The organism is Maribellus sp. YY47 (assembly GCF_023111095.1).
Classification (GTDB): Bacteria; Bacteroidota; Bacteroidia; order Bacteroidales; family Prolixibacteraceae; genus Draconibacterium.
On record NZ_JALGYW010000003.1, the window covers coordinates 251722 to 266263 of the forward strand.

Genomic DNA, 14542 nt, shown 5'->3' on the forward strand with positions numbered 1-14542 from the left:
AAACTAAACTAGAGGACACTGGTGCAACAGTGTCCTAAACACTCTACCTTTTCAACTAATTAAGTACCTCGTCATCGAGTGAAAATTCATTACTGAATTTTCTATTTATGAGAATTTATCTTACAAAGTAATTACACGTACCCAGTCTACCCACATCTCACCGGGCAGGTCCTGATCATAAATGGGTCCCGGCCAGGTTCCTGTTCCTCCAAGCGAGAAGTTTAAAATGATATCATAATTCCAATCGCCAAAAGGATATTGCGAGCTTGTTTTACCTTGTTTCAGGTAACGCATGGTTTCAACTCCATCGACAAAAAATACAACTGCTTCATCGCTGCGCTCCACGGCATAAATGTGCCATTCGGTAACGTCGTAAGTTGGCGCAACACCCGTAGTGTTGTCAAGTTTAGTATCCTGGTCGTCGTTGTAGTGTAACGTCTGGTAAATTTGAGCAGGCGTTCCCTGTATCCATTCCATGATGTCAATTTCTCCGGCCGATGGCCAGGCTGTTCCGTTAATTGGCATTTGCCAGATTGCCGGGAATCCGCCACGCACTTTTTTGGTCAGGCGTGCTTTTACTTCAACGCGTGAATTTTTTGGAAAACCATTGTATGTGCGGATACCTGCATTTTTATAATCGTCGCCGTCTTTTTTGGCCGTCAGTTTCAGGTAACCGTCTTCAACTTTTACGGTTTCGTAGCCTTCAACAGCAGCAAAATAGCGGGCCCAGGCTGAAGAACCTGCTGTACAAAGTTTCCAAACCTCCTGGTCAGGAACAGGATTAGCTGCATTAAAAAGATCGATAAACAGCGTACCCGGTTCATTTACCTTGGGTTCATCTGCGGTTCCTGCGCCACTCACTTCACCCACATAATCTTCCAGTTTAAAAGCAATTTTATAGCTCTCATTTTTGGCTGTGGTAACGGTGTAAACTTCCACCTTTTCCCAGTAATCGCGCACATTGTAAACCTTCCCTCCTGCCGATATCTGAATACTATCGGTAATGGCCGGCGGTACCGGCGACATTGTGGCGCCATCAAGCAGCCTGTAGCTGACCGCTTTAATCGCTTCGCTATACTGAATTCCGTAAAAACGGGCAGTATCCACTCCATTTACCGGATTGCGATCAAGTTTTGCAACAATCTTTACATTCTCTGTTGTTTGCACGGTAATATGGTCAATCGGAATAATTCTTCCGTCTTCTGTTTCCGGGAAATTAAAAGGATTATCATCACCTGCTTCTTCGGAACAGGCAGTGATGCTTGCCCCCAGGAATAAAAGGCCTAATAAATAATTCTTGTATCTCATTGTTTAATTTTTTCTAGTTAATCAAAATATCTTCCGGAAACCGGCTCGGTCTCCGGAAGATTATAATACTGCTTAGTCTTTCCAATCAATGTTTGGAGTATATTCAAACCACTCGAAAGTAGTAGAGCCACTGGCTCCAATAAGTTGAATTTTAAATTCAGAATCATACGCCATCTGGTACGCACCATAACATGCTACCTTGCTAATCGCAGATGTTCTGGCATTTCCATCACAGATATAATCGTGACGATTCACCTCATCTAAATGATATGTAATGTGCATAGCGCCATTACTATCTGTTAAATTAAGGCCAAATGTATGTTCTGCAGTCATATCGATTGTACCAACAAAGTTCGCCACCTGCGGACCGGCAAATCCCCAAGGAGAAACAAAGGTCCACAGTTTATTTTTTGCCGCGGTATTGTTCAGCCCGATGGTAATGCTGTGCGCCGTTGTCGGATTATTCGGATTGACATAGGAAATCACAATAGCACACCAGGTTGCACTAGACATATCCTTCACCTTCACTTTAAAATTACCCGGTTTGAAGTCTGTTCGCTGAACACCAGCCTGGGAGAATATTGCGCCTGCATCGCTGGCAATAGGCTTTTCATAGCCATCAATAACATTCCATGCTCCAAGTCCACCGGCATCCATCATTGTTCGGGTTGGCTGAGGAGTATTGGCCTGTTTAATGGTTACCGATTTTGTTACCACCTCGGCACCTTCAACTTCCGGCGTATTAAATACGATGTTGGCAACACGTACTTCCGCAGTTGTGTTTTCAGTCATCTCTACAGTGATTACACCATTCCCGTTGAATTCGGTTTGTCCCACAATCGAGTACCAATCATCGCTGTCATTCTCTTTACTGGCAATCCAGTCTCCATTCGATTCAACTGCAATAGTGAATTGGTTGGCACCCGCATTATAAATCCGGAAATATCCAAACTCCTGTTGCTCTGCCGGAATAACAGGGATCAGGATAATACCTTCCTGCGTACACTGCACTTCCACTTTAGTCTCTTCGTTTTTGTTCCGGTCGAAGATGGTCAGTTTACCTACACGTTCTTCACCCAGGTTAGCATTGAAACTTAGTCGTACTTCTGTTTCTGTATCCTTTTTGGCTTCACCGCCTGAAGCATTCTCTTCAATGGAAAGCCAGTTACTACCTTCTGTCACTTCAATCGACCAGGGTTGATTGGCTTTTACAACAAAACTCGCTGTTCCCAGTTCTTTGCTTTTCAACACTCCTGTTTCTGCAGCTTCCGCAGTCAGATAAGCAATACCTTTTTGCTCTAGAGCAAAGGTTTTACCGACCCAATAATCGCTCTGAATTTTAATGCTGTCCAATCGATCGTCCAACTCGGTATTTGGCGCACACTCGATGGTAACCGTTGTTACCGAGTCTGCAGGCCCTTCGCTTGGAGAAATGGTGTACCAATCAGCCGTTCCGTGTACTTTCCACGCATGGTCAGACTTTACACGCAACTGAACCGTTACCGTTCCTTGTGCATCTACGAGGTAGTAGTCATCGACAGTATTTTTACCCAATTCCTCATACCGCAGATCCACACCTTCCAGTAATTCGTCATCCGAATCACACGAAGTAATCATCCAACTCAAACCAACCATCAGCAGGCTGAGTAATCCGATTGTATATAATCTGTTTTTCATATTTATTCTTTTATTTAAGTAAGTATCCTTTAAGGAAAGCCCTTACCTGTCATAGACAAGGGCTTTTTAAATCCTTGTTATTTTTTACAGGATGGAATTAAAACTCCATGCTGTTACTCATAGGCTACTGCCTTAAATGATTTCAAAACGCAATAATCGGTAGCATCAGCTGCCTGATTCGGGAAATACAGACAGTAGGCAAAACCGGGAGTGCCAACCCACTTAGCGTCGTCGGTTGCAACGGCGTGTGTTTTATTTGTCATCAGTTCTCCTGCAGCATTGAATACATCCAGAGTAATGCCATTATTGGCACTGTATTCGCTTCTGATGGTCCGGATATCGTTACACTGATATTTTAAAACAGTTACGTTTTGCCAGGTTAACCACCAGCCATTACCACCGCCGTTGTTTACACGCCAGTCGTTTGGTCCGGCCACTGACCCTGAGATATTACTCATTACAATGTGAGTATTCGGAACCACTCCTGCATTATAATCAACTGCACCTTGAATAGCCAATGGCATTGTGGTTGAGATTTCTGAAAATTCCCAAACAAATTCACCTCTTTTATAATGATTAGGGAAACGAATTTCGTAACCGTCAGCCCTTTTTAACAAGATACCTTCTTCGGTAAGCATTCCCTCAGGTAATTCTACTTCAACACCATTTACTCTGTCCCAAACAATAAAGGCAGCACCTTCTTGTTTCACCACAACCTCGGTAGTTAAACCACCACCTGCAAGGGTAACAATTGCTTCGCGTGGAGCAAAGTTAGAGTTGTTGTCGAAAGTGAATTCCAGCGCATCGCCATTGCGGGTAAGCGAGGTAATCCAGGTTGCTTCTGTTTCGGCAGTCCAGTCTACTGAAGCGTCGATGCCAACAGTAACAGTTGCTTCGGGTTGAGCAGGAACAGCACTTAAAACTTCAGCATCTTCAGCCAATACTTCAAGAGAGATACCTTTCTGTACAATTGTTCTTACTACTTCATCCATTGTTGTTTTCAATGTAAAAGAAGCTTCTCTTTTTAATCCGCTGTTTGCCTGCGCTGTTACATCAATAGTAACCGGCTCGTCAGACGCAGTACCTGAAATAGCGCTAAATGTTACCCAAGGTTGGTCGCAAACAATTTCCCAGGCTTTGTTTGAAAGGATGGTCATTGTTTTGGTTTCCGCCGGATCGGTAGCAAATTCTTCATACAAGGCAGGACCTTCCACATGCAGGTTACCGCGAGGCGCCTGAACCACTTTTACTACAACCGGTTCGTTAACATTTTCAGCAGTGATTGTTAGCGTAGCCACACGTGGACTTGTAGTGGTATTGGTAGTCATTTTAACAGTAACTTCAGCAACCAATGCGCTTGCTGCACTGTTCCCGGGAGTTACTACACACCAGCTTTGCTCTTCGGCATCGGTTGCCACAGAAATTTGCCAGGGTGTGTTTGCACTTACACTGAATACAATATTTTCGGGCGATAAAGTTTGTGCATCGTATTGTGCCAAAGCGTCGCTGGTCAGAGCCGGAGCGCCCACCACCTGAGAATCGATTCCACCGTACTCTTCACACGATGAAAATAGTCCTGTAATAGCTAAAATTAAGATTAAAGCTGCAGCTATATTTTTAAATTTATTTGTCTTCATTAGATATAATTTTTTCTTGAATAAAACCTAAATCAATTAATTCCATCCGTTGTTTTGAGGCGCCAGATTGGTGTTTACGAAAAGCTTTTCCTGTGGAATCGGATACAAATTCATCGCTTCTTTCCACTGGCGTGTTTCGTACACTATTTTGCGGTATTCTTTCCGGCCTTCATTCTCCAGAATTCTGATGCCATAAAGTTCCCGTTGTGTTTCAGCACCAATTCCCCAACGGCGGATGTCCCAGAAGCGGTGATCTTCAAAAGCAAATTCCACTCTCCATTCGTTACGCAGCGCGGTAACAAACTCTTCTTTGGTACCGATAAGCTTTGCAGGCATTCCGGCATTGGCACGTACTTCGTTCAGGGCTTCCAAAGCCGATTTGGTGTAAGTACCATCGGTATAATTTGGATCGCCAAAAGCATTAATCATTGATTCGGCATACGAAAGCAGGGTTTCAGCATAACGATAGGCCACCCAGGTGTGTTTGAATACCGACTCCTGTCCTACCTCGAAATTGGTTCCCTCAATCACGTATTTCTTCAGGAAATAGCCGGTTGGCGTTCCACCTTCGATTACTGAGAGGTTATCGGCGCCACCGTCTTTCACATCGATAGTGGTACCTTTAAACGTCATTCCGTCGGCCAGTACCGTTTTGTAAAAACGAGGATCGCGATTGGCGAACGGCTGTGCAGCATCAAATTCAGGGTCTTCACTCACCCAGCCCAGGTCGGTAAGTGTTACCGCATAACCGTTAATGGTTTCAAAGGCATCAACCAGATTTTGAGACGGGAAAGTTCCCGACGCCAAAGTACTGCGTTTGCCGGCGGTTAAACGAATCGGGAAATTATCCAATTCGAACGATGAGCTGTTTCCGTTACGAATCAGCATGATTGCTTCCGGAGACGTAGGATTATTCGCTACACCATTGGGGTCCAAGCGGTACAATCCGTTTTCTTCGCTCAGTTGAATCAGATTCCAGGCTGCCTCTGCCGATGCTTTCCATTTCGCCACATCCGAAGTTGGGTTGTGCAGTTTACTGGCAGCATAAAGCAGCGCTTTCGATTTCAAAGCATAAGCATATCCGCGGGTTACGCGTCCCACTTCCTTGTCGAACTCGCTGCTATCGTAGTTTAATGGCAATGCTTCGGCACAGGCATCGCATTCATCAGCAATAAACTGAATTACGTCTTCGAATGCTGTTTTTGCAATGGTACGATCGGTTTCAATATCGATTACTTCGAGCGGCATGGCAATGTCGCCGTAACGACGGGCAAGTTCAAAGAAATAACTAGCTCTCAGTACACGTGCCTGGGCATCGAAGGTTGCCAGTTGCACCATCCATTTCTTGTAATTGGCTGTGTATTCGTAACGCGAAAAATCGACTGTTTTCAATTTTTCCAGGAAGGTATTGGCAGCGCGAATTCCGTTGTAAAGCTCCCACTGTGTATCCAATGTATTAATGGCCGACCAGTTACCGGTATTAAAATCCTGCACAGCAGCGCCCGTATTGGCATATTCTGCATCGTCGGCACCGGCAGCACGCATCGCTCCGCCCAAAACACCGAGGTCTTGCGGAAGGAATGAATAAACTGCTGTAAGTGTTTGTTTGGTTGTTTCGAAATAAGTGAACACATCTTCTTCTGTTTTCAGATTGTTCGTCTCATCAAACTCAAGAAAACTATTACACGCTCCCATAAAAAAGGGAAGAACCAACCATATAATTTTTTTAAATTTCATAGTTCTTCTTTATTAAAAGTTAAACTTAATTCCTGCCCAATACGCACGGGTAGCCGGATAAGCTGCTCCCAATTGTTCCGGATCGGCAAATTCAATATTGTCGAAAGAGAACAAGTTGGTTCCCTGTACATACACATACATATCAGCCACTTTCACCATCGATTTTGGGAAAGTATAGCCCAGTTTCAGGTTACGCAGTTTCACAAATGAACCGTTGCGGTACCACAACGAACTGTTTACATAGTTATTTGCATTCGCCTGAGTGGTGAGTCGTGGCATGGTTGCATTTGCTGCATTTTCAGCTGTCCATGGCGTTTCGTTATCGAGGAAAGTGTCTGAGATTGTTCCGTTGCCAATTAATGGTTTGTACAGCGGGCTGTTCAACAGATTTACGCTTACACCGGTAACTCCCTGGAAAGTAGCTGAAAGATCGAAACCTTTATAGGCTGCATACAGATTGAGTCCAAAATTGAATTCAGGTTCTGTAGGAGCAAACATTTTCACGATGTCTTTATTGTCGATAAGGCCATCGCCGTTTTGGTCCTTGTATTTCACGTCGCCGGGTTTTACTTCCGAGAAAGTTTGCGCCGGACTGTTGTTGATTTCCAGTTGATCGTTAAAGAAACCGATTGCTTCCAGTCCGTAAGCCTGGTTTAGCGAATTTCCTTTGTAATAGAGGTAATCGTATTCCTGGTAAGCCTGGTTTACATTTACCACTTCGCTGGCCAGATAGGTAATATTTCCGTTAATGCTGTATTTGAAATCACCAACAGTTGAGTTCCATCCCAGCGAAGCACTGATTCCTTTGTAGTCGACGATTCCGGCATTCTCATTTCCTGTTTGGATACCGATAATTCCGGTTACCGAGTTGGCCGAAGAAAGTAAAATGTCGCTACGTTCCGAGATAAATCCTTCCACGCTCACATCCAGTTGTTTGTCAAGCATTGTCAAATCAAATCCAACCGAGGTTTTTTCCAACTTTTCAACGGTTAAATTTTCAACAGGAAGACCGCTTTCACCCAGTCCCCAAGATGGATTATCGCTTGTAATGAAGTAGTAAGAACCTACTGTTCCATAAGAACTTCTCCATAATTCGTGGCTCAGGTTTCCATCCCAACCTGAAATACCGTGAGAAGCAAACAAGCGTAAATTATCGATGGCGCTTACATCCTGCATAAAGGCTTCGTTTGAAATTACCCATGCTCCGGATACTGCGGGGAAGAAACGGAATTTATCACCGTCAGGTAAGTATGAACTTCCTGAGTACGAGCCTACCACATCCAACAGGTAACGGTTGTCGTAGTTGTATCCGATAGTACCCACGCCCGATTGACGTTTCTGGCTATTGTTTCTTCCGTTAACAATGTAAGTGTAATGGTCGTAAATGGCAGCAGCACTAACGTTATGCTTTCCAAAAGCACGTTCGTATGACAGTTTGCCGTTTACGTTACTTTCGATGTATAAACTACTGAATCCCTGATTTGAAAGATTCAATACAGCTGAGTTTTCACCATAGGTAGCAGCAGTATACGACAATGCTCCGGTTGCAGAATCAATAGTCGCATTATGGTACATATACTGATAGCTTTTCCCCGACTTTTCATACATCACACCCTGGTTGTCGAAAGAGATTCCCAAGGATGCTTTCAGACCGGGAGTGATGGCTTGTAAATCCTGTTCCAGTGTAAGGTCAGCATTTAAGGTACCGTATATATTTTTGCTATGACCGCTATCGTGTAAAACGGCAACCGGGTTGTTGGCCTGATAAATCAGGTTACCACCATAAGTGCCATTAAGATGACGAATAGGGAAAGCTGCCGCCGGAATTTTGTACAAGTTATTGTACAGTGTATTCAGCGTATAGTTCGGACCGTTGCTTTCCTGCAACTTTGCCATTACGTTAAAACGCATATAGGTTGAAGAGGTAAGATCGACATCGATATTGGTACGAATATTCAAACGCGAATCTTTAACCTGCGAGTCATATCGGCTGTCTTCTTCGTTGGGCGACAACATGGCTTCATCGAGGTAATAATCTACTGCTGTGAAATAACGGAAACGTTCGCTTCCGCCATTGAAAGTCAGATTCAACCGGTGGTTGTGTCCGGGTTGCGAATAGGCTTCATTCCACCAGTTCACATTGGGATATTCCATCGGGTAGGTTCCCGATTTAAATGCATCCAGTTCAAACGAATTATAACGTGCACTTAATCCATCGTTAATTAAGGCCTGGTTGATCGATGTCCCATAACGGTAGCTATCGGCAAAGTCGGGACTGCGAAACTCGTTGTTCATTCCAAACTGATATTTGGCAGTAATTTTCATTTTACCTGCTTTACCCGATTTGGTTGTTACCTGTACCACGCCGTTGGCGCCTCTTACTCCGTAAATGGCCATCGAAGCAGCATCGGTTAACACAGTGATGTTTTCAATTTCATCGGCAGTAATGTCAGCCAGATTACGAACGTAACCGTCGACTAAAATAAGCGGTGCTTTGCCAAACAGTTTTAAAGAAGCCTGGTTGAATGCAGAACTTCCCGAGCCCTGCTCCACCAACAAACCACGTAATTGCCCGTACAATGCTTTTTTTACATCTATTTCGGGTGAGTTTTGAAAAATCTCAGCACCGGCAGTCGACCCGGCCAGGGTATTCACCCCTTTTAGCTCTTTCGAGTGGTTTGAAATACTAAGCGTATCCTTTACAGGTTCATCTTGTGCGAAAGCATTTAGCCCCCCGATGAAAACACTTAGTACAATTAATAGGATATATAATTTTGGTTTATTCATATCATACAGTTATTAAAATTTGATATTATTTACCAACCTGGATTTTGAGTCATTCCATAGTTTTTGTTGATTTCAACCAACGGAATAGGCGCCAGGTACCATTTTGTATCCCAGTTTGTTTTCCAGTAACGGGTATGAATACCAATCAAATCCTTTTGTTCAAAAGTGAAGGCTGTTGGATTCAGGTCATCGTTACCCACCGACTCTAAACCATATAATGTCTTTTTGAAATCGCTTACGCGTCCGTAACGAACAAGGTCGAACCAGCGCACTTCTTCGTAACCAAATTCCAGTGCACGCTCGCGCAATACGGCTTCACGAAACTCTGCCTGACTCATTCCGGTCGGGAGATTCGACAAGCCCACACGATTACGTACTTTGTTTACATACTCGTAAGCTACTGCATTGGGGCCGCCATTTACCTGGTTCAAAATCTCGGCATAACTCAGGTAAACTTCAGGCAGGCGCAGATAAGGCCAGTGAGGGCGGGTGGTTCTGTCGGCTGCTTGCTGCAACACAAATTTCATCATCATAAAACCGGTACTTGTTACCTTATAGTTTGCATGATTTGAATAAGTAGTAACCACAGTTCCTGACTTATAAATATCACCGGGAACAGCCACTGTTTCGTACAAACGAGGATCGCGCGTAGGTGTTTTTCCTTCAAAGAATGGCTGTTTTGATGGGTTCTCCCAGTCGAAATCTTCTTCAAAATCAGACCCGTCGGCCCACGGGAACATGTTCACGTAGTTTAACGTTGGCCCCCAGTACAGCGAATAGTTTGTAATCATTTGGTCGTGCAGCGATGTTGCACTTCCCTTACGGGTAGAAATCAACACTTCTGTTCCTCCGCGCTGATAGTAAGCCTGGCGATAAGCCAACCGGCGTGCTTCGTGCGTATCTTCACTTGGCTGAATCAAATCATAATAACCATTTGAATTCAATGCATTGATAAATTCTTCAGCTGTCTTTTTAGCGTCTTCCCATCTCGAAGCATCTCCGGTCGCATAACGGGTATATTCGTCGGCTTGCGGATGCCAGGGACTAGAAGAGTTGAAAGTTGGACTGGCAGCAAACAACTGTACCCGCAATTTCAAACCATAAGCACCGGCTTTGTTCATTCTACCGTCGTCGTCGCCGGCCATAATCCAGTTCAAATGCGGAAGTGCCTGGTCAATCAACGAAATAATTGTATCCACACTTTGCTCAAAGCTCAAACGGGGATATTCCATTGTTTCGGTTGGTTCAACGGCATGGTTGAGGTAAGGAAAACCTCCGATGTAGCGCAGCATTTCGGCATACGAAATGGCCAGAATCATTTTGGCTTCTGCGGCGCGCTCTGCTTTTTCGGCTGCAGTCATGTCAGGCACCCGGTCTACGTTCTCGAGGTAAAACCATGCATAGCGAATGGCACTCCAGTCGTCTTCGGCACCATAACGGTAAGCTTCGTTACCGGCCGACGAATGGCTGGCATTTAAACTACCGTTGTAGTATAATTTTGTAGGGCCGTCGCTGGCATTGTCCCTGAAACTTGAATTCAAATCCGTAAGACTTTCCAGTAGATTTAATCCCAATTTATTATTGGCGCCATCTGTTCCTGTAGGAATTCCATAGGGCAGATAAGTATAGGCCTGTGTCAGGACTTTTTCGGCATAAAGCTTTGAACTGAACATCGAGTCAAGCGTCGTCTCGTTCACTTCCGGAGCAGTTCCCAGAAATTCGTCACCAAATTCAATCTCACTGCAAGACCAAACCGCCGTAACGACCATCATCAGGAACCCCAGTTTTATAATATTTTTCATCTTCATAATCATTTTTCTTAGAAATTAAGATTCACACCAAAGCTGTACAGCTTTACCAGGGGATAACCTCCGGAGTTGCTTGTTACACTTTCCGGGTCGGCTAATTTCAGCGGAGAGAATGTTAACAGGTTGTAGGCACTTAATGTGGTTGTAAGCGATTTAAGACCTACGCTTCTCAGGAAACGAGAGTTAGAGAAAGTATAACCGATGTTTACATTTTTCAGTCTCAGGTAAGCAGAGTTCTGCAACCACAAAGTAGAGCTGGGATTATTACCGCTACCAAAGTTCCAGGTTTCTGTAGCTTTTGCCGGTCTTGGGTATTTCCCGTCGATATTTTCCGGGGTCCACGAGTCTTCGTAAAGGTGTTTTAGCAAACCACGGCTTCCTGCATTGGTATAAGGAATGATATAGTCGGTCTGCAGCAACTTGTCAACGTTGGTTGCACCGGTCCACTGCATCGAAAAGTTAAAGCCTTTAAAATCGAAACCTGCATTTAATCCGAATGTATATTCCGGACGGGCGGCATATCCGCTTACAGCCTGGTCGTTTGAGTCAACAATACCATCATTGTTTAAGTCGGCAAACATGGCATCGCCCGGAGCCACTGTAATATAAGGTTGCGGCAATTCGGGATTTAACACGTATTCACCAGCAGCATTCACCACAAAGTCGTCTTCCTGGTACAAACGAACATACTGATACAAACCAGCGTTACGTCCAGTAGAACCACCTGTCTGGTCCTGGTAATCGTAATTGTTCTTCACTTCGTCCATGAATATGATTTTGTTCCGGGCAAACGAAACATTGGTCTTTACGAAATAGTGAAAGTCATTTCTCAGGGTTTCGTTCCATTCCAGGGTAACCTCATACCCCTGGTTATCTACAACCCCAACGTTCATGTTGGGCATCGAAGTAGCAATAATCGAAGGCAACGAGCGCGGCGTAATCAGAATTCCTGTACGGTGCTCAAAGAAGTAATCGAAATTTGCAGAAAGACGGCTATCCAGGAAGCGGGCATCGAAACCATAGTTTTGTTTTTCGGCCGTTTCCCAGCTCACACCAATGTTTCCGGGAGTTCCGTATAGATATCCTTCCTGACTGTTGGCATTTTCAACACCAAAAGAGTAAGAGCCACCAGCCGACCAGGTTCCGGGTTTGTACATAAAACGGGTTTGTGTACCAACGTCGCTACCAACTTTACCAACAGATGCCCTGATTTTCAGGTAATCAAATACCCCCTGATTTTTCATGAAACCTTCTTCGGTAGCTACCCATCCTAAAGAAACGGCTGGGAAAAATCCGTAGCGGTTACCGGGTGCGAAGTTCTCCGATCCGTTGTAACCCACGTTTACATCAAACAGGTATTTGTTTTTGTAACCGTAAGTAGCACGACCAACATATCCAATATATCCACGGGGCATATACCAGTAACTGGCCAACGATCCGCCTGAAGTTTTTGGATAATAATCTCTCGACTGGTTGTAAAGGAACAACCCGGTTACTTTGTGCACTTTATTAAAAGTACGATCGTAATTCACGCGCGCTTCCAGGTACCAGTTACGGTCTCTTCCGTAGGTTTCGCTATAGCTAAGCGGAGTGTTTGAACCACTCGGTATAAATACAATTGTTTTATCGTAGTCAACCGCTGTAGGAGGAATGGTGCCATCTTCCAACTGGGTTTTATGATATACAACCTGAGATTCAGAGTTTCCTCCATACCGGTGTTTATTCAGGTTGAAATTATTATCGTAGGCTCCTTTAACCGATGCGCTTAATCCTTTGGTAATCACATCCAGTTTTTGGGTAACTTCCAGGTCCATATTCAATTGTGTAGTGAATTGCTCCTGGTATCCGCTACCGAAAAATGGTTTGAAACCATCACGAAACTCAACGCTCGGATATCCTTTACCATTTCCACGTGTAAGCACACCATCCACAATTCCGGGAGCAGAGAAAGGTGTTGACCAAACCTGCACCATGGTCCAGGTAGGATCGCCCCAGGTGTAACCGTGAGTAGAATTGGGCTGACGGTTTTTCCCCATGTAACCCCCCACACCCAGTTTCATGCTTGTAGTGTTGGTAAGTTTTACATCGATGTTAGCGCGGTAGTTGTACCGGTTATACTGGTAATTGTTTTCGTACGGAATAATGTCGAAGTTTTTCAGAATACCGTTTTGATACAGGTATCCGAACGAAACGAAATATTTGATGTTATCGCTTCCACCTGAAATATTCAGGTTGGTTTTACTTTGCAGCGACATATCCCGGAACATATAATCGCTCCAGTTGATATTCGGATAAAGCAAAGGATCAGAACCCGTTCTGAATGCTTCAATTTGCTCGGACGTGAATTTATCGTTACTGCCGTTCATATCGGCTCTCATGTTCCAGAACCGGGCATATTCGTAACTTCCTACCTGCTCTACCATTGCCTGTGGCTGTTGTAAACCAAATGAAGAAGATACATTAATAGAAGGTGTTCCGGATTTTCCGCGACGGGTGGTTACCAGGATTACACCGTTTGCACCTCTTACACCGAATACCGCTGTAGAAGAAGCATCTTTCAGTACCGAAATACTCTCGATTTCGTTGGCATCGATTTGTGAAAATTCCCTTTCCACACCGTCGACCAGCACCAAAGGCTGCCCGGCAGCGTCGCTTAGCGAACCCGATCCGCGAATATAAATGGTAGCAGCATCTTTACCGGGCTGTCCTGAACTCTGAACCGAAGAAACTCCGGAAACAGAACCGGCAAGCACATTGGTAACACTGGCCACCGGCACTTTTGTTAATTCTTTGGTTTCAATACTCGATAGCGCTCCGGTCAGCGTTGCCCTGTCGGTTTTACCATACCCCACAACTACAAACTCTTCCAGTGTCTGAGAGTCTGATTTCAATATTACATCGATCGTTGTTCTACCATTAATAGGTATAACCTGGGGCTTAAAGCCGATAAAACTAACCACAAGGCTTCCTTTTGAAGGAACGTTAACTAAGGTATAATTACCGTCGATATCGGTAATTGTTCCAATGCTCGTTTGCCCTTCAATAACAACGTTTGCTCCAATTACCGTCTCACCAAGATCATCTTTCACAGTTCCGGTTACGGTTACGTTTTGAGCAAACATTTCGAAGGATAGCATGCAAAAACATGAAAGCAATAAGCCTTTGCATGCATTAATGAAATGTTTTCTTTTGATTTTCATTTAATTGAAAATTGATTAAAAATTCGTGATTTACTCCAGCGTTCTTTCTTATCAAGAATCAGAAATGTCGTCATCAGGCGACTAATTCCTTCCTTGATTATTGGGGACCTTCTTCACTCGTTGTTTTTCATTCATATATGTTAAATTTTTAATTAGAAATTTGATTTCGTTTATTATTTGCGCTTTGTCGTTCAGCATTTGTCGTTTTTGGGTGGTAGGTTCCGGCAGTGTTTAGTCCCAAGAAATAAGGACTTCCCAATCTCTTTTATCGTTCTAATTCCGGTGATAACTAAGACAGTAAATTTGAAGAACGACTTTCTCTTGCTAGTTTCGGGAGATAAATGTATGGGAGTTCCATTTAACCTTTTTTTACAATTAACTGAACTAT

The 14542-nt window shown here is 44.1% G+C and carries 7 protein-coding genes; all 7 read right to left on the bottom strand.

The window, feature by feature from the left end; translation table 11 throughout:
- Positions 1–120: 120 nt before the first annotated feature.
- Positions 121–1308: a family 16 glycosylhydrolase gene (locus MR764_RS03790; RefSeq protein WP_247978062.1), complete on the bottom strand. Its 1188-nt coding sequence runs from the start codon at positions 1306–1308 to the stop codon at positions 121–123.
- A 72-nt stretch (positions 1309–1380) separates the two neighbouring features.
- Entirely contained in the window at positions 1381–2985 is a 1605-nt protein-coding gene (locus MR764_RS03795) for a BACON domain-containing carbohydrate-binding protein (protein ID WP_247978063.1), read from the bottom strand.
- A 113-nt stretch (positions 2986–3098) separates the two neighbouring features.
- On the bottom strand, positions 3099–4622 hold the full coding sequence (locus tag MR764_RS03800) for a BACON domain-containing carbohydrate-binding protein (protein WP_247978064.1): 1524 nt from the start codon (positions 4620–4622) through the stop codon (positions 3099–3101).
- Positions 4623–4658: 36 nt separating this feature from the next.
- A complete protein-coding gene (locus MR764_RS03805) occupies positions 4659–6359 on the bottom strand; it encodes a RagB/SusD family nutrient uptake outer membrane protein (protein WP_247978065.1) in 1701 nt (566 codons plus the stop codon).
- A 12-nt stretch (positions 6360–6371) separates the two neighbouring features.
- The gene (locus MR764_RS03810) at positions 6372–9146 is read right to left on the bottom strand and encodes a SusC/RagA family TonB-linked outer membrane protein (RefSeq protein ID WP_247978066.1); all 2775 of its coding nucleotides are present in this window, start codon (positions 9144–9146) and stop codon (positions 6372–6374) included.
- Positions 9147–9175: 29 nt separating this feature from the next.
- A complete protein-coding gene (locus tag MR764_RS03815; protein WP_247978067.1) occupies positions 9176–10948 on the bottom strand; it encodes a RagB/SusD family nutrient uptake outer membrane protein in 1773 nt (590 codons plus the stop codon).
- 17 nt (positions 10949–10965) lie between these two features.
- A complete protein-coding gene (locus MR764_RS03820) occupies positions 10966–14154 on the bottom strand; it encodes a TonB-dependent receptor (protein ID WP_247978068.1) in 3189 nt (1062 codons plus the stop codon).
- Between the last annotated feature and the right edge of the window lie 388 nt (positions 14155–14542).